Here is a 17,464-nt window from a genome sequence, read left to right on the forward strand (position 1 = left end):
GCGCAATGAAAGCCGGGCGCGTCCTGTTTGCCCTGGCCATCGGCGCCTTCGGCATCGGCACCACCGAGTTCACCCCGATGGGCCTGCTGCCGGTGATCGCCCAAGGTGTCGATGTCAGCATCCCCAGCGCTGGCATGTTGATTACCGCCTATGCCATCGGTGTGATGGTCGGTGCGCCGATCATGACCCTGCTGTTCAGCCGTTTCGGCAAGCGCGCCGCGCTGATGGCGCTGATGGCCATCTTCACCCTCGGCAACCTGCTGTCGTCGCTGTCACCGGACTACTACACCCTGCTCGCCTCGCGCCTGGTCACCAGCCTCAACCACGGCGCGTTCTTCGGCCTTGGCGCGGTAGTGGCTGCCAGCGTGGTGCCCAAGGAGAAACAGGCCAGTGCCGTGGCCACCATGTTCATGGGCCTGACCATCGCCAACATCGGCGGCGTGCCGGCCGCCACCTGGATCGGCCAGCAGGTTGGCTGGCGCATGGCCTTTGCCGGTACCGCCGTGCTGGGCCTGCTGGCCATGGCCGCGCTGTGGTATGCCCTGCCCAAGGGTGAACGCGGCAGCGTGCCGCACGTGCGCAAGGAGCTGGCGGTCATCGCCCGCCCCAGTGTGCTGCTGGCAATGGCCACCACCGTGCTCGGTGCCGGCGCCATGTTCACCTTGTACACCTACGTGGCACCGGTACTGGCCGAACTGACCGGCGCCTCGGACAGTTTCGTCACCCTCGGCCTGGTGCTGATCGGTGTGGGCTTCACCCTGGGCAACAGCCTGGGTGGCCGACTGGCCGACTGGTCGCTGGATGGGGCGGCGCGGATCTTCCTCGCGGCACTGGCGGTGATCATGCTACTGATGCCGCTGGTGCTGGGCAGCCACATCGGCGCCGCCATCGCCTTGCTGGTGTGGGGCATGTTCACCTTTGCCGTGGTACCGCCGCTGCAGATGCGGGTGATGATCGCCGCCATCGAAGCACCGGGGCTGGCCTCGTCGATCAACGTCGGCGCGTTCAACCTTGGCAATGCCGTGGGCGCGGCGCTGGGTGGTGCGGTGATCAGCCTGGACCTGGGCTATGCGGCAGTGCCGATGGCAGGTGGCGTGCTGGCGGCTGCCGGGCTGCTGTTGGTGTGGCTGGGCGGGCGTAGCAAGGCTGCCGGGAAAACCGCAGCCGACGCAGCCTGCTAGAGCCCCCCTCCTGTGGGAGCGGCCTTGTGTCGCGAAAGGGCTGCATCGCAGCCCCGGCAACCTATGCATCACAGCTGAAATCCCGGGGCCGCGTTGCGGCCCTTTCGCGACACAAGGCCGCTCCCACAGGGATTGCGCAAGCTTTCAGATTTGAGCAAGACAGTTGCCCCATCTCGACCGGTCTCAATTGTTCCACGCACTGCAATTTTGCCGAGGACGGGCTGATGCAGAACCGTCATTCGAGCATCAACGAGCACCCTATCAGCGAAGCCGAGCGCAAGTTCCGCTGGCCGTTGGGCCGGCGCCCGGATGATCACCCCGGGCTCAGCGAACTGGGGCTCTGATCAGCCCTGCGGCAGCATGACCCTGACTTCCAGCCCGCCACCCGGGCGGTTGCCCAGGGTCACGCTGCCCCCCTGCTCAAGCACGATGGCCCGTGCTGCGGGCAGGCCCAAGCCAACGCCACCGGTATTGCGGTTGCGTGAACCTTCGATACGGTAGAACGGCGCGAATACCTGCTCATGCAGCTCCGGCGCGATGCCCGGCCCGCGATCCAGCACGGTAATCTCGATCTGCCTGGCGCTTACCGCCAGCACCACCGTTGGCTCACAGCCGTATTTCGCTGCATTGTCGATCAAGTTGACCAGCACGCGCTTGATACCCACGGGCCGCCCCGTGTACACACAGCGGCGCGGCCCGCTGAGGCCGACCTCGACCCCCGCGTCCTTGAAGTCGTCCACCACGGTCAGCAGCAACTCGCCCAGGTCGAATACGGTCGTCTGTTCCAGCCGTGCGTCATCACGGAAGAACTCCAACGCCGCATCGACCATCGCCTGCATCTCGTCGACGTCCTTGAACAACTTGGCCTGTAGCTGGGCATCGTCGATGAACTCGGCGCGCAAGCGCATACGGGTCAGCGGTGCACGCAAGTCATGGGAAATGGCCGCAAGCATCTGGGTACGGTCGTTGAGAAAATGCTTGAGCTGCGCCTGGGTGGCATTGAACGCAAGAATGGCCTGGCGCAGGTCGTGCGGGCCGACCACCGGAATGGGCGGGGCGTTGAAGTCCTTGCCAAAACGCCGCGCACCTTCGGCAAAGCGTTCCAGCGGCTTGGCCAGGTAACGCGTGGCCAGCAGCGCGACGGCAAGGCTGGAAACCAGCATCAGGCCGAGGATGATCAGGTTGCGCGGCAGTTCATCCAGGCCCCAGCTACGGCTGGTGGCACGGAACAGCACCCAGGACTTGTCGCTCAGCTCGATCATCAGCGCATAGCCACGTTCAGGTGCGTACTCCGGCATGTCGGACGGTTCGAAAGCCTCCACCCTGGCATCCGGGCGCTTTAGCAGTGCGCGCAGGATAGGCGTGCCCTCGCTGAACTCGGCATCGACCAGCACCGGCACGCCCGCTTCGTCATGGCGGCGCAGCCAGCGCACGGAATATGAGCCGTCGCCCGCCGCACTGGCGATGTTGGCACGCTGCGCCATGGGCGCGGCATCGAGGATGCGGGTGACCGCTGCAACCTTCTCGATCACCCCGCTCTCCAGCAGCGGTGGCTGCGCCCAGACGCTCAGCAACAGGCTGAACAGCCCCTTGAGCAGCAGCAGGAACAGCATCGCCGTCAGGGTGGTCAGTGCGATCCAGCGGGCAATGGTGATCCTGGGCCGTGGCAGGGCCTGGCGAACCCTGGCCAGCAGCTTCATCGCTTCGCGACCGTGGGCGTGAACAGATAACCGGCGTTGCGCAGGGTACGGATCAAGGGCTCGTTGCCGTTGTCGGTTTCAAGCTTGCGGCGCAGCCGGCTCACCTGGACGTCGATGCTGCGGTCATAGGCGTCGTAGGCATCGCCACGAGCCATGTCCAGCAACTGCTGGCGGCTGAGCACCCGCCGCGGATGCTCGGCGAACACCAGCAGCAACTCGAACTCACCGTTGGACAAGGGGATCATGACGTTGTCCGGCGAACGCAGCTCGCGCCGCACCACATCCAGCCGCCAGCCGGCAAACTCCAAGGTCGCGCAGGCATGGCCCGCCGTGCCACCGGCCGTTTCACCGGCACGGCGCAGCACTGCCCTCACCCGGGCCAGCAGTTCACGGGCGGCGAACGGTTTGGTCAGGTAGTCGTCTGCCCCCAGCTCCAGGCCAACCACCCGGTCACTCAACTCGCCCATGGCGGTGAGCATGATCACTGCCACCTTGTGCTCGGCCAGCAGGCGCTGGCACAGCACCAGGCCACTGTCGCCAGGCAGCATCACATCCAGAATGACCAGGTCCGGCACCCGCCGCTCGACGGCCTGCCACAGCGCCTTGCCATCCTTGGCCACATCAACCTCGTAGCCATGCTGGCAGAGAAATTTCTGCAGCAGGTCGAGCACCTCGACATCATCGTCGACTATCAGCAAATGGCTCACAAAAAAGCACCGCAAAACAAGGTTACCAAGCCGTACTTTAAGGCCATCCCCACGCAGCCGTCATATATTTCAACCCGGAAACAAAGTGTCGACGCCGAGACAATCCGGACATTCCCAGGCAAAGAAAACTGCGCAGCATCGCCGCCAGTTCTTGCCAGGAATGTATCTATGTCCCGTTCATCATCCGCCTCCCGCTCAGCGCGCTCAGCCGCGCTGGCCTTGTCGCTGCTTGCGGCGGGAGGCTGCAGCCAACGTGCACCGGCCACGGCGGCCTGCGGCAATGTCGCCTATCAGGTCAGTGACCCGGCCGAGCCCGCCAACCGCGCCGTTTTCGCCTTCAACCGCACGGTCGATGACTATCTGCTGGCCCCCGTCGCCCGGGGCTACACCGCGCTGCCCGGTTTTGCCCAACAGGGCATGCACAACTTTGCCAGCAACTTCGGTGAGCCCAAGGTGTTCGTCAACGACCTGCTGCAGGGCAATGGCGAACGGGCGATGACCAGCCTCAGCCGCTTCATCTTCAACACCACCCTGGGTGTGGCGGGGCTGGTCGACGTGTCTGGCAAGATGGGGCTAAGCCAGCATCGCTCGGACTTTGGCCAGACCTTCGGGGTGTGGAACATCGCCGCAGGCCCCATCGTCGAGCTGCCGCTGCTGGGCACCCACAACCTGCGCGATGCCAGCGGCACGCTGCTGGGCCTGGCACTGGACCCGTTTGGCGGCAACAGCGATACCGTCGAAACCATGGGCAACGTAGCCACGGCCGGCGGCATCGTCGATGCACGGGCCGAAGCACTGCCATTGACCGACCTGCTGCGCACCTGGCCTGACTACTACCTTGCGCTGCGTGACTATACCGCGCAGCGGCGCAGCAACCGGGTGGCAGAAGGCAAGGCCGGCGAGCCGGGGGAGTGGCCAGTGGATTGTGCAGGGGGTGCCCGTGAAGAATGATGCCCAAGCCGCCATGCTGCTGTTCAGGCGCCTGGAAGGCGCTGCCCGGCAACCGCTTTTGCTGCATGAACTGGAGGCCCGGGTTTCGGCCGATGGCCGGAGCCTGGTGCTGAGCCGCTATCGCGAACGCTTTACCGCCGAAGGCAAGCCCTACCGGCACGAGGCTCACCGCAGCGTACCGATTGCAGCATTGCTGCGCTGGGTGGCGCGGCAGGGTCAGTGAAATTGGGGCCGCTTTGCGGCCCTTCGCGGGCACGCCCGCTCCCACAGGTGTCGCGCTGAGCTCAGGAAGTACGCGGTTCCGGTGGGAGCGGGCGTGCCCGCGAAGGGCTGCAAAGCAGCCCCAATAAAGCCGCAGCCTCGATGGATATGTCCGAAACGCGACAGTGGCTGCCTGTTCGGCGTGAGACAGGCAAACCGGGCACTGGCTACCCTTCTTCGGCAAATGCCTTGTTCCCTTTCGCCAGAAGAAGATCGCCCATGACGACCTCCACCGCCTCCATGGCCGCCACCACACCTGCCGACCAACCCCAGGGCTTTCTGGTCCGCATCGTCGGCGCTGCCGCATTCGCCCATCTGCTCAACGACCTGATCCAGGCCGTGCTGCCATCCATCTACCCGATGCTCAAGAGCGATTTCGCGCTGAGCTTTGCCCAGATCGGCTGGATCGCCCTGATCTACCAGGTGACCGCGTCCCTGCTGCAACCCTGGGTCGGCCTGTACACCGACAAGCACCCGCAACCCTACCTGCTGCCGGCCGGCATGCTGGTGACGCTGGTGGGCATCGCCCTGCTCGCCTTCGCCAGCAGCTATGAAATGCTGCTGGTGGCCGCCGCGGTGGTCGGCGTGGGCTCGGCGACCTTCCACCCCGAAGCCTCGCGAGTGGCCAGGATGGCCTCCGGTGGGCGCTTCGGCACCGCGCAGTCGACCTTCCAGGTCGGAGGCAACACCGGCTCGGCCCTCGGCCCGCTGCTGACCGCTGCCATCGTCATTCCGCACGGCCAACCGGCCATTGCCTGGTTCATGCTGGCGGCCGCGCTGGCGGTATTCGTGCTGCTGCGGGTGTCCGGCTGGACCGTACGCCACGGCCAGACCCGGCTCAAGTCCTTCGCCGGCCAGCAGGCCCCCGGCCTGTCGCGTGGCGCCATGTGGCGCGCCGTGGCGGTTATCGCCGTGCTGATGTTCGCCAAGTTCGTCTACATCGCCTCGTTCACCAACTACTTCACCTTCTACCTGATCGAGCATTTCGGCCTGAGCGTGCAGCACAGCCAGCTGTACCTGTTCGTGTTCCTCGCGGCCGTGGCCCTGGGCACCTTCGCCGGTGGCCCGGTGGGTGATCGTATCGGGCGCAAGGCGGTGATCTGGGTCTCGTTCCTCGGCGTGGCGCCCTTCGCCCTCGCCCTGCCCTACGCCAACCTGGCCTGGACGGCGGTACTGGCGGTGGCCATCGGCCTGGTGATGTCCTCGGCCTTCGCCGCCCTGGTGGTGTATGCCCAGGAGGCCGTGCCGGGCCGGGTCGGCATGGTGTCGGGGGTGATGTTCGGGTTGATGTTCGGTATCAGCGGCATCGGCGCCGCCGGGCTTGGCGAACTGGCCGACCGGCATGGCATCGAGTGGGTGTACCAGGTCATCTCGCTCCTGCCGCTGCTGGGGTTGGCCACCGCGCTGCTGCCGGCAACCCGCTCGCAAGCCCGCCCCAGCCGCTGCTGTTAAAGTGGGCGTGCCAGGCTGCCCGTACAAGAGGTCGAAATGCTGAAGCCGCAGCACGAATTGCTGGTGGAGGTGGATGAGTGGAGCTGGGAGGTGGGCAGCCGTGCGACGGACTACCCGACCGACTGGTTCATCGAGCCCCACAGCCATGCCAAGCACCAACTGATCTATGCCATCAAAGGCCTGATGATCGTCGAGTCCGGTAACGAACGCTGGACCGTGCCACCCAGCCGCGGCGTATGGATGCCCTGCGGCCAGGTGCACGCGATCCGCTGCGTGGGCGATGTGAAGATGCGCAGTGTGTTCGTGCGCACCGACGCGGCGGTGCAGTTGCCCGTGCAGAGCAAGGCTATCAGCATCTCGCCGTTGCTCAGCGAACTGATCAAGGCCTCCGTAGGTTTTACCGCGCCGTTTGCCGAGGACTCGCGTGAAGCCCGGGTGATGCGCCTGATCCTCGACGAGATCTGCGTGCTGCCGACCTTGCCGCTGAAGCTGTCGCAGCCCGGCGACAAGCGCCTGCAGGCAATCTGCGCCGCGCTGCACGAGCGGCCTGACGATAACGCCACCGTGGCCGACTGGGGCCAGCAGCTGGGGGTGGACGAAAAGACCATCCAGCGCCTGTTCCGCAAGGAAACCGGCATGACCTTCGGCCAGTGGCGCCAGCAGGCGCGGCTGATGCAGGCACTGGAGCGGATTGCCCTGGGCGAGCGGATCATCGATGTGGCGGGGACGCTGGGGTATGACAGCCCAAGTGCCTTCGCCAGCATGTTCAAGCGCCAGTTCGGTATCACGCCGAGTCAGTTCTTCAAATAGCCTGTAGGAAACGTATGATATCGCCCACGCGTTGCTGATCTCGCACAGCAACCCTGTCAAGCCGTGTACAGTACCCTCACAACAAAGCCCCAGAAGGAGCCCGGTACATGACCGTGACGCTGTCCCCCCTGCAGATCGACTGCGATTTCGACTCCGGCAACATCCAGGTGCTGGATGCCAGTAACCCGGCCCGGGTGCACCTGGCCATCCGCCCGGACACCCACAGCGGCCACTACCAGTGGTTCCACTTCAAGGTCAGCGGGCTGACGCCGGGCCAGGTCCATCGCTTCAGCCTCGACAACGCCTCCGGTTCCTCCTACAAGAACGCCTGGAGCGGCTACAACGCCGTGGCCTCCTACGACCAGCAAACCTGGTTTCGCGTCCCCAGCCAGTTCGACGGCACGGCGCTGTCGTTCGAGGTAAAGGCCGAACAGCCGCACATCTGGTTCGCCTACTTCGAGCCCTACCCGCGCGCGCGCCACAACCAGCTGATCGAGCGTGCACGGCAACTGCCGGGGGTCGAATTGCTCGCCAGTGGCCGCAGCGTACAGGGCCGCGACATTCCCCTGCTGCGTGCCGGCGATGGCGCCGCAGGCAAGCGCAAGCTGTGGCTGATTGCCCAGCAACACCCGGGCGAACACATGGCCGAATGGTTCATGGAAGGCGTGATCGACCGCCTGCAGGCCAACGACGCGGTGATCCGGCAGTTGCTGGCCAAGGCCGACCTGTACCTGATCCCCAACATGAACCCCGACGGCGCCTTCCTCGGCCACCTGCGCACCAACTTCAAGGGCAAGGACCTCAACCGTGCCTGGCAGGACGCCAGCGTCGAGCTCAGCCCCGAGGTGTTCTTCGCCCAGGCGCAGATGAAGCAATACGGCGTGGATGCGTTCATCGACGTACATGGCGACGAGGAGATTCCCCATGTGTTCACCGCGGCCTGCGAGGGCAACCCCGGCTACACGCCGCGTCTGGCCAAGCTGGAAGAGCAGTTCCGCAGCACCCTGTGCAGCCTGACCCGCGACTTCCAGACCGTGCATGGCTACACCCGCGACGAACCGGGGCAAGCCAACACGACGCTGGCCTGCAATGCGGTGGGGATGGCGCATGACTGCCTGTCACTGACCCTGGAAATGCCCTTCAAGGACCATGACGACGCTCCGAATGCCGTCACCGGGTGGTCGGGGGCGCGCTCGAAGGCGTTGGCCGGGGCGGTGCTGGAGACATTGGCGAAGATGGTTGGCGATTTGCGCTGACTGAAACGGCCCATCGCCGACAAGCCGGCTCTCACAGGACTGCACATGACTCATGGAATTAGCAGGGGCCCTGTGGGAGCAACTGTCTTGTGCTGCCTGTACTGGCCTCATCGCCGGCAAGCCAGCTCCCACAGGGATAGCGCCTGGCTCGAGGCCGATGCGGTCGAGGTGGGAGCGGCTTTAGCCGCGAACACCGGCGTAGCCGGTGCCATGCACCGCGTTGGATTCTTCGCGGCTAAAGCCGCTCCCACAGGTTACGCGGACCGCCGCTGCCACAAGGTCCCTGCGCTCAGAACTGCACATCCAGAAGCACGCTGTCGGTATAGGTCGCAGCCGGGGGTGTAGCCTGGTCGGTGTAGACCTTGGCGTTGTAGTTGAACACCTGGCTACCGGTGCCGGTACCCGTGCCGGGGTTCACATCGGCATCGGTACTGGCCCGTCGCGCAGCCCCTGTCGAACCCCAGCGCACCGCACCGGCGCCCTTGAAAATGTCATAGGCCAGGTAGTTGTTGGCCGCCGACTTCATCCGCCGCCGCCCATTGGCCACGTTCTGCCCGTCATCCAGGCCCACGGTGTAGTTGCTGCCCTTGGTGCACGACACGCTCAGGCTCTGGCTCACCGTGCCGAACCCCGCCACCACCGGCGCGCTGGCGAAATTGATGCTGGGTGTGGTGATCTGGCAGTCGTTGGTCACCGTCATGCTCACCAGCAGGGTCTTGGTACCAGTGCCCTGGTCTCGCCCTATGCAAAGCCCGCCAACACCAATCCCGTCGCAATAGTCCCAGGTCCATTCGACAGTGAGGGTTTCCTGATACAACCCGGCCGATACGTTGCTGCCTACCTGCGTGCGCATGTAGATGGGCACGTTCTTCGGTGTACCGTTGAGCAACCCGAGCAAGTCGAGGATGCCGGTGGTCCTGAATTCGAAGGCGGTGCCACGGGTAATCGGATATGTGGTCGTGGCGTCGGCATACAGCGTGTAGGGGATCACATCCCCGGTAGGGCCTACCAGCCCGCTGGTGGTAGAGGTGACCTTGATCTTGAAGGAGTCGGTGCTGCTGAGCACGCTGATCACCGAACCGTTGCATTGCAGGCCCGAGTTGGTACTGGAAGCTGTCTGTACCGCGCCACGTACCTGGGTCGAGTTGAGCGAGCCAAACGCCGCCGGCGTAGTCAGCACTGACGTGCACTTGGCCCAGGCCGAGCCCGCCCACAACAACAAGGCGCATGCCCACAAACCACGCCAGCAGGCCTTCACTTGCACACCAACGGGCCGATCAAAGGGATCGAACCTTGTGCTTCAGGCAGGTCGAACGCCACCTGGCACTGCCCGCCCCCTTCCAGCTCCACCTGCAGGCGGTTATGCGGCGCCAGGTTCTCCAGATACACCAGGCCATCCCAACCGACCACCGCCTGGCTGCCGCTTTCTGCATGGGTGACACGGCTGCCCAGCTTGAGCACCTGCCGGTCGGCGTCCACCAGTTCGACACTGGCCGCCAGCACGCGCCTGAGCGGGAACTCCAGCAGGTAGCCGCTGCCCCGGCGCACCGCCACCCGCTGCTCCACTTCCGGCGCGAGGATGTCCGGCGGCAAGTCCATGGGGTCGATCTCGTACTTGCCGCGGTAGTAACCGCTGCTGTACGGCACCAGCAGGTGGCCACCGGCATCGGTGCGGCCGACCTCCTGGTTTTCATAGCGCACAGGCACATCGGCGTAACCACCGGTGCTGACCACCACGAAGGCATCGTCGATGCGGTTGGCAGCGAACAGCCCGGCATCCATCCACACCAGCGAACCACTGGCGTCGGCCCAGCGGGTCATCTCGCCACTGCTGCCATACACACCGGCCTGCAACTGCACCGACTGCAGGCGCCAGGTGACATCGGCCTGGCGGTAGGCATCGCGCTCGCTACCGGCGGCGTAGCCCAGGTTGTAACCGACACCACCACCCACCGGCGTCGCGCGGCTGTAGTTGACCCGCTGCAGGCTTTCGCCTTGCTGGCTGCGCTCCATGCCCAGGGCCAGGGTGCCGTGCAGGTCGAACGGGATCACCAGTTGCGCCTGCACCGCCCACTGGCTGTCCCCTACTTCACGGTTGGCCGACAGATACACGCTGCTGTTGCCCCACAGCGGCCTGCTGTAGCTCAGGTTGATCAACCGGGTTCGTGTGCCGTCACCGGCGCGCACATCGAAATAGCCGGCGCCGATGTTGCCGTATTCGTTCAGGTTCAGGCTCAAGGTGACCTGTTCGCTGCGCTGGCTCAGCTGTATGTCCCGGCTGTCGACCCGGGTCAGGTCGGCATAGTCGCCATGGCGTTGCAGGCGCTGGTAGCTGAAGCCGATTCGCTGGCTGTTGTACTGGTAACCGAGGGCGACCTGGTGGCCCTTGTCGCCGTCGAACCGGCTCTGCGCCAGGGCCGCGTTGAGCACGCCGAAGTTGCCCAGCCGCATGTTGCCGCCCAGGCCGCCCAGCATCAGCGATTCGGCGCTTTCGGCATGGGTCTCCAGGGTGAAGATGTCGCTGACCCCGTAGCGCAGGCTGGCCGAAGCAACCCCTGGGCCGTAGGCAAAATCGCGCACCCCGTAGTCACGGCGCAGGCTGCCGGCTGCCACCGAATAGTCGCTCAGGCCCTGCTGCAGCAGGCTGCTGGTGACGTAGAACGGCAAGGTGGTCGACACCTGCCGGCCAAGGGCATCGGTGGTAACCACCACCGCCTCCCCGGCGCCGTTGATGAACGGCACGTTGGTCAACGTGTAGGGGCCCGGCTGCAATTCGCTGGTGCTGGACTTGTAGCCATTGATGAACAGGTCCAGCGAGGTCGGTACCGCCGCTTCACCGGAGAACGCCGGCAGCGGATAGGTGACCAGGTCGGGGCGCGCAGCGAAATCGCGCGACAACTGCAGGCCACCGACCCGCACCGAGCTGGTCCAGGGCAAGGCCCCGGTTATCAGGTCACCGGCTTCGTAGGTCAGCAGGCGCTGCTCGTCGGTAAAGCGCCAGGTGGCGTCGTAACGCAAGAAGCCCTGGCGCGTGTCGTCGGTCGGCGCACCATTGAACGACTGGCGCCATTGCCCGGTGCTGGAGAACGTACCCCAGCTGTCGAACAGACGCAGTTCGTTCCAGGCCGCCAGGTAGCTGCCGCCGTCATCGGTGTCGTTCAGGTACAGGTCGTAGTTGAACAAGGCGCCGAAACTGCTGCGCGCATCGCTGGCCGGGTACAGGTTGCGGTCGCCCAGCTGCTGGTCGGGCAGCCAGGCCGGCGGCACTTGCAGCAGCAGGCGCTGGTTCTGGCTGTCGTAGTCGGCGTGCAGCCCGGCGATGGCCTCCAGGGCCACCTCGCCCTGCGGGTTGCCTGGCAGCGAGACGCCGGCCGCCCGCAACACCTCGCTGTCCAGGTACAACTGCCCGGCGCGCTGCTGCACCGGCACCAGTTCAGCCCTGGGCATCTGGTTCACCAGCAGCTCGAGGTACAACGTGGCATCGGCGATCGCGGACAGTTCCGTGGGTGGTGGCGGCAGGTCGTCGGCCAGCACCAGGCCAGGGCCGACCAGGGCCAGCCCCAGGCACCAGCGGTGCGTCCTCGCTGTCAGCCCCCTCACACACGGTTTCCAACCATTGCCGGGTCCTCCCTGGCCCCTGCGCGGCATTCAGGCGCAGGCTCATTGGCTTTGGCGGATGGCGTCCGCGCTGCTCTGGCCGTTTACCCTCCCCTTCAGCACACTGCCGGTACTCGGTGCCAGCGGTGCCGGCCAGCGCATGCTGGCCCCCGGCAGCACATAACCCAGCAGGCCATCGGCCAGTGGCTTGCTCTGGCTGCCCTGCTGCACCACCACATCGGTCAGCCGCGCATGCACCGCGCCGGTGTTGCGCAGCTCCACGTACGGCTTGCCCTGCACGGTCACCGCACGCCAGCTGAGTTGCGGCTTGCCGACGCCCTCGGCATTGCGCTTGCCAGCGGGATCGGCCTTGCCCCACAGGCCTTCGCCGTAGACGAACAGGGGTACCGAATAGCGCATCTGCAGGCGGATCGCCGCGGTGGTGCCGGGCTCGGCCTTGTCGACGGGGATGGCGGGCGGAATTTCGTCGATGATGATGCGGTAGGCCTGTTCCTGGCCGACTGGCGAGGGGCCGGTGCGGGTCAGGCGGATCAGTTGCTTCTGCCCGGGGGCGATGTTGGCCACCGGCGGGCTGCCAATGATCTCGCGCTGCGCCTGGTACTGTTCCTGGTAGTCACCCTGGCGCCAGGCGAACACCCGCACCTGCAGGTTGGCCGGTGCCGTGCCGCGGTTTTCCAGCCACAATGCGCCGGCCTTCTGGTCAGCCTCCAGCACCGGGTCGATCGGCCAGATCAGCACCGAGGTGGCCGCCCCGGCCGGCAGGCTCGCCAGCCACAATGCTCCGATCAATCCACGCGCCCACTTCGCGCCTGCCCCCATGAAGCTCTCCTTGAATACCGGTCGTTGGTGCCGGTGCATTCACCAGGTCACCGTCACTTGCACCACATCGGTGTAGGTCCCCGCCGGCTGCGTGCCGGTCAGCTGGACCCGCCCGTACACCGGCAGCTTGATCGCCGTCGGGTCGGTGTAGCTCACGGCCACGCTCTGGCCGATCCCCAGGCTCTGGCTGTAGGCCGCGTCCCGGTACAACTGGTAGGCCAGCACCTGCGTGCCGCCCGTACGCTTGAGGTTGCGTGTGCCACTGGCACTGTTCTGCCCGCCATTCACGCTCATGCTCAAGGCCACCCCCGGGGTGCACTGGAAGGTCACCGTGCTGCCGCCCAACGAGGTGCCGATGACTCCGCTGGCCAGCGCCGATTGCGAACCGTAGTCGAGCGTCCCGAAGCTGCTCACACCGCCCACCACCAGGCACCCGGCAACGATCTGCGCCGTCACCTGGAAGCTGCTGGTGGTCGCCGCATCCAGAGGCGCGGCCAGCAGCACGCCGAGGCCGCTCAGGCTGCCCGCCAGCCAGCTGCGCATGGTTCAGAACGACAGCTCGACGGACACTGTGTCGGTGTACACCCCCGCCGGCAGGCCGGCCTTGCCGCGTGCCTGGCCATACAGGTTGACGGTCTGGGCCGTACCGCTGCTGATCGGCAAGGTGATGGTGCCGTTGATGGCCAACACCTGCGTGCGGCCGGAATCGGTGTAGAAGTCGTACGGCACGAAGTTGCCGGCGCCATCCGCCAGCGCACGGCTGCCCCCGGTCGACTGGCCATCGTGGACGCCTGCCCCCACGCGGATCACCGGTACCGTGCCAGCCGAGCAGAGAATGCTGATCGCCCCTCCTCCGCCGCCGATCACCTGGGCGTCTGCGCTGGTGAACAGGGCATCGCGAGTACCGAAGTCCAGGGCGCCGAAGTTCACCCCCGAAGTACCCGAGCTGCCATTGACCTGGCACGCCGCGGTCAAGGTCAGCGTCGAGTCGATGGTTCCGGTCGTGGCGGCCTGCGCCTGGGAAGCCAGCATCAGCCCCAGGCCGGCAAGGATGCAGCGTGGAAGGTTCGTTCGCATCGAAGTCTCCTTGTGTCGTTACCAGTCCAGGGTCACCCTCAGGGTGTCACGGTACAGCCCGGCCGGCAGCGCGCGCGGTTGCGCCACTACCACACCGTAGATGGGGATCGGTATCTGCCGGGTACTGCTGATGGTGAAGGCACGCGCCTGGCCGATGCCGTAGCGGCTGTTACCGCCTGGGTCGATCGCCAGTTGATAGGGGATCAGCTCGCGGCCGTTGCTCAGGCGCCGTATGCCGTCGCTGCCATTCAGGCCGCCGTTGATGCGCACGTTGAACGCCCGCACCTCGGGCGTGCAGCTGATCTGCAGGCTGCCCTCGCCGCTCACATCATCAACCCGGCTGCGCAGCGGCTGGTCCCAGTTCGGTCCGCGCTCGCCGAAGTCCATCAGGCCGGGGTTACCCACCGTTGCCGGCTGCGTCTCGTTGCTGCTGATCTGGCAAGCGGTGTTGATCACCAGCCGCGCCTGGATGAAACCGGTGCTGGTGCCATGCGCGGCACCACCGGGCACCAGCAGCGGGCCCAGGGAAAGCAGCAGGATCGAGGTACGGTTCATGGCGTCGCGTCCTTGTGCATGGCGGCATCCCTACCAGCTGACGGTGACTTTGAGCAGGTCGGCGTACAAGCCTGCAGGCGGTACCCAGGCCAGCTTGTCGATCCGAGCAAACAACGGCAGCTCGACCGAACCGCTGTCCGGCACCCGCGCCGAATGCGCCACGTTCACCGCCAGCGGTTCGCGCCAGGCAGCGTCGCGGTAAAGGCGATACGGGATGGGCCGGGCCGTGGCATCGTCACTGGCCAGGAAGCGCAAATCGCCGACGCCGCCATGCTGACCACCGTCGACGCGGACCTGATAGGGGGTGTGGGGATTGCATTCCAGGCGTGGCGGGCGCTGGCTCAACAGCGCGCCGGTGAGCGGCGCCCCAGGGCCATCCAGCCGTGCAGCAGCGCCCAGGTCGATGCGCCCAAGCGCCTGTGCCCCGGCATCGCGGGGCTGGTTGACCAGCATGCAGCCGCGCTGCACCAGCACCCGCACCTCCACCAGGAAGTCCGCCGCCATGGCGCTGCTGCTCAACATAAGGCCCAACAGGGCGGCCAGGTAGCGCTCCGTCACCTAATTATCCTTGTCGATGTCTGCTGACCTGAGCGTAGCAGCGGAGTGGCATCACGCTGCTGGCATCGAGCCATTTTTTTGTATTAGCCAAAAAGCGCTACCACCTGAAAAAAAAGCCGCACGACACAGAACGCATCGCCGACATTCTCCTCAAATGGCCAAAGGCCGTTATCTGGGCCGATATTCTGTTAGGGTGTATCCCCTTCATCCTGCCTAGACTCATGCGGCATGCATGGAAGGACACGACAGGAGCGTTTTCATAGATGATTGCAGACAGCACGCTCACCCAAGCCCTCGAGCGCTGCGCCCAGGAGCCGATCCAGCTGCCTGGCAGCATCCAGCCCCACGGTTTCCTGCTGGTGCTGGACGAAACCGACATGCGGGTACTCCAGGCCAGTGAGAATGTCGAACACTGGCTGGGCATACCGGCCAGTGAACTGATAGGTCGCGACTTCTCCGAACTGGTCAGCGGTGCCTTCGACCTGCGCCTGCACCTGGCCCGCCTGCCACAGGACGAGGTCTTTCCGTTCCACATCAGCGATGTGTACCTGCGCCAGGACGCGCCTTGCCGCGGCAACCTGCACCTGCTGGTGCATCGTCACGACCAGGTGCTGATCGCCGAATTCGAACCCCCTCGCCTGCCGGCGGACCTTGCCGGGCAAGGCGACTACTACCCGCTGGTGCGCAGCTTCGTAGGCCGCCTGCACCAGGCCGGCAGCCTCGAGGAACTGCTGCAGCAAACCGTGCTGCAGCTCAAGCGCATCACCGGCTTCGGCCGGGTCAAGGCCTATCGCTTCGATGCCGAAGGCAACGGCCAGGTGCTGGCCGAGGTGGCCGACCCGGGGTACCCGAGCTACCTGGGCCTGTGTTTCCCCGCTTCGGACATACCGCGCCAGGCGCGCGAGCTGTACCGAATCAACCGCATCCGCGTGATCGAGGACGCCAACTACCAGGCCTCGCCGTTGCTGCCAGCTGCCAACCCGCGCACCGGCAAGCCGCTGGACCTGAGCTTTGCCGCGCTGCGCAGCGTGTCGCCAGTGCACCTGCAGTACATGCGCAACATGGGTACCCTGGCATCGATGTCGCTGTCGATCGTGGTCGACGGGCAACTCTGGGGGCTGGTGTCCTGTCATCACGAACAGCCGCGCCCGGTGGACCTGCGCACCCGTACCGCCTGCGAGCTGCTGGCCAGTGTGCTGTCGCTGCAGATCGAGTCGCGCGAGTCCCACGCCAACACTCGCCGGTTGCTGGAGCTGCGCCAACACATCGTGCGCATGATCTCGTCCATGGCCGACCATGACAGTGTCGGCGACGGCCTGCGCGACTTGCCGGAAGTACTGCTGGCCTTCGCCGGCGCCCAAGGTGCCGCGGTCATATCCGCCGAACGTTGCGACCTGATCGGCAAGACCCCTCCGGCCGCGCAGGTAAACGCCCTGGTGCACTGGCTCTCCCAGCGTGGCGAAGAGAGCGTGTTCCACAGCGACAACCTGCGCCGCGACATCGATGAACTGCCCGAGCTCGCGGCCCATGCAGGCGGTGTGCTGGCAGTGGCCATTTCGCAGATCCACTCGCACTACCTGCTGTGGTTCCGCCCCGAGCAGGTGCGCACGGTGAACTGGGCCGGGCAGCCGAACAAACAGGTCGGGCCGCAGGGCAACCTCGACCCGCGGCACAGTTTCGAAAGCTGGCAGGAAAAACTGCGCGGCTACTGCGAACCCTGGCACCCGCTGGTCATCGAAGGCGTGCAGGAGCTGCGCACGGCAGTGCTCGGCATTGTCCTGCGCAAGGCAGAGGAACTGGCGCAGCTGGCTGGGGAGCTGCGCCGCTCGAACAAGGAGCTCGAAGCGTTTTCCTACAGCGTGTCCCATGACCTGCGCGCGCCCCTGCGCCATATTGCCGGCTACTCCGAACTGCTCGGCGAAATCGAGGGCCAGGGCCTCAGCGAGCGCGGCAGGCGCTTTCTGCAACACATCGAGGAAGCCGCGCATTTTGCCGGAAGCCTGGTCGACAACCTGCTCAACTTCTCGCAAATGGGCCGCTCTGCCCTGCGCCTGTCCGAGGTCGACCTCAACGCCCTGGTCGAGGCCATTCGCAGCGAACTGGCGCCCGACTACCAAAACCGCGAAATTGTCTGGGACATCGCCCAACTGCCCAAGGTGGTCGGTGACCCGGCGTTCATCAACATGGCCTTGCACAACCTGCTGGCCAACGCGATCAAATACACACGTGGGCGCACCCCGGCGCGCATCGGCATCAGCGCCGTGCAACATCCGGGCGAAACCGAGATCTGCATTCGCGACAACGGCGTGGGCTTCGACATGGCCTACGCCAACAAACTGTTCGGCGTGTTCCAGCGCCTGCACCGCATGGAAGACTTCGAAGGCACCGGGATCGGCCTGGCCAGCGTGCGTCGCATCATCGAACGCCATGACGGCCGGGTCTGGGCCCATGGCAAGGTTGGCCAGGGTGCAACCTTCCACTTCACCCTCCCGCGCCACCCCGCGACTACCTGAGGCACC

The 17,464-nt window shown here is 65.7% G+C and carries 16 protein-coding genes and 1 pseudogene; 8 read left to right on the forward strand and 9 right to left on the reverse strand.

The window, feature by feature from the left end:
* Positions 1-5: 5 nt before the first annotated feature.
* Positions 6-1,181, forward strand: a complete 1,176-nt coding sequence (locus CAG22_RS15310) for an MFS transporter (protein WP_085705712.1) — start codon at positions 6-8, stop codon at positions 1,179-1,181.
* Between the two features lie 206 nt (positions 1,182-1,387).
* Positions 1,388-1,525 (forward strand): annotated as a pseudogene (locus CAG22_RS27770) (DUF1348 family protein); the annotation flags it as partial.
* Here the strand turns inward: CAG22_RS27770 and CAG22_RS15320 are convergent.
* Together CAG22_RS15320 and CAG22_RS15325 are read right to left on the reverse strand one after the other, a co-directional pair.
* Entirely contained in the window at positions 1,526-2,881 is a 1,356-nt protein-coding gene (locus CAG22_RS15320) for an ATP-binding protein (RefSeq protein WP_085592955.1), read from the reverse strand.
* The gene (locus CAG22_RS15325; protein WP_085705714.1) at positions 2,878-3,588 is read right to left on the reverse strand and encodes a response regulator; all 711 of its coding nucleotides are present in this window, start codon (positions 3,586-3,588) and stop codon (positions 2,878-2,880) included. Before CAG22_RS15325 ends, CAG22_RS15320 begins: the two co-directional genes overlap by 4 nt.
* A gap of 168 nt (positions 3,589-3,756) precedes the next feature.
* On the opposite strand from CAG22_RS15325, the gene CAG22_RS15330 reads away from it, so the two are divergent.
* The 5 genes from CAG22_RS15330 (at position 3,757) to CAG22_RS15355 (ending at position 8,318) form a co-directional block, all read left to right on the forward strand.
* Entirely contained in the window at positions 3,757-4,539 is a 783-nt protein-coding gene (locus CAG22_RS15330) for a VacJ family lipoprotein (protein ID WP_085692129.1), read from the forward strand.
* Positions 4,540-4,552: 13 nt separating this feature from the next.
* Positions 4,553-4,762 (forward strand): hypothetical protein, encoded by a 210-nt coding sequence (locus CAG22_RS15335; RefSeq protein ID WP_038408308.1) that lies wholly within the window; start codon positions 4,553-4,555, stop codon positions 4,760-4,762.
* Between the two features lie 257 nt (positions 4,763-5,019).
* Entirely contained in the window at positions 5,020-6,252 is a 1,233-nt protein-coding gene (locus tag CAG22_RS15345; protein ID WP_085705715.1) for an MFS transporter, read from the forward strand.
* A gap of 36 nt (positions 6,253-6,288) precedes the next feature.
* Positions 6,289-7,062 carry a helix-turn-helix domain-containing protein gene (locus CAG22_RS15350; RefSeq protein ID WP_025338469.1) on the forward strand — a complete coding sequence of 258 codons (774 nt, stop codon included), beginning with the start codon at positions 6,289-6,291 and terminating at the stop codon, positions 7,060-7,062.
* A 107-nt stretch (positions 7,063-7,169) separates the two neighbouring features.
* Positions 7,170-8,318 (forward strand): M14-type cytosolic carboxypeptidase, encoded by a 1,149-nt coding sequence (locus tag CAG22_RS15355; RefSeq protein ID WP_085705716.1) that lies wholly within the window; start codon positions 7,170-7,172, stop codon positions 8,316-8,318.
* Positions 8,319-8,607: 289 nt separating this feature from the next.
* Here the strand turns inward: CAG22_RS15355 and CAG22_RS15360 are convergent, their stop codons facing one another.
* From CAG22_RS15360 to CAG22_RS15390, 7 genes are all read right to left on the reverse strand, one after another.
* Positions 8,608-9,576, reverse strand: a complete 969-nt coding sequence (locus CAG22_RS15360; protein ID WP_085617556.1) for a spore coat U domain-containing protein — start codon at positions 9,574-9,576, stop codon at positions 8,608-8,610.
* Positions 9,573-11,870: a fimbria/pilus outer membrane usher protein gene (locus CAG22_RS15365; protein ID WP_085705753.1), complete on the reverse strand. Its 2,298-nt coding sequence runs from the start codon at positions 11,868-11,870 to the stop codon at positions 9,573-9,575. Before CAG22_RS15365 ends, CAG22_RS15360 begins: the two co-directional genes overlap by 4 nt.
* 108 nt (positions 11,871-11,978) lie before the next feature.
* Positions 11,979-12,755 carry a molecular chaperone gene (locus CAG22_RS15370; protein WP_085705717.1) on the reverse strand — a complete coding sequence of 259 codons (777 nt, stop codon included), beginning with the start codon at positions 12,753-12,755 and terminating at the stop codon, positions 11,979-11,981.
* 39 nt (positions 12,756-12,794) lie between these two features.
* Complete coding sequence (locus CAG22_RS15375; protein ID WP_085705718.1) at positions 12,795-13,298, reverse strand: spore coat U domain-containing protein; 504 nt, start codon at positions 13,296-13,298, stop codon at positions 12,795-12,797.
* A gap of 3 nt (positions 13,299-13,301) precedes the next feature.
* Positions 13,302-13,832, reverse strand: coding sequence for a spore coat U domain-containing protein (locus CAG22_RS15380; RefSeq protein ID WP_085592941.1), 531 nt, complete (start codon positions 13,830-13,832; stop codon positions 13,302-13,304).
* 18 nt (positions 13,833-13,850) lie between these two features.
* A complete protein-coding gene (locus CAG22_RS15385) occupies positions 13,851-14,387 on the reverse strand; it encodes a spore coat U domain-containing protein (protein ID WP_085705719.1) in 537 nt (178 codons plus the stop codon).
* Between the two features lie 30 nt (positions 14,388-14,417).
* Positions 14,418-14,945: a spore coat U domain-containing protein gene (locus tag CAG22_RS15390; protein WP_085705720.1), complete on the reverse strand. Its 528-nt coding sequence runs from the start codon at positions 14,943-14,945 to the stop codon at positions 14,418-14,420.
* 263 nt (positions 14,946-15,208) lie between these two features.
* Between CAG22_RS15390 and CAG22_RS15395 the strand changes: the two genes are divergently transcribed.
* Positions 15,209-17,458, forward strand: a complete 2,250-nt coding sequence (locus CAG22_RS15395) for an ATP-binding protein (RefSeq protein ID WP_085705721.1) — start codon at positions 15,209-15,211, stop codon at positions 17,456-17,458.
* The last annotated feature ends 6 nt before the right edge of the window (positions 17,459-17,464 follow it).

The sequence above is a fragment of the Pseudomonas sp. B8(2017) genome (genome assembly GCF_002113575.1).
GTDB lineage: Bacteria > Pseudomonadota > Gammaproteobacteria > Pseudomonadales > Pseudomonadaceae > Aquipseudomonas > Aquipseudomonas putida_Z.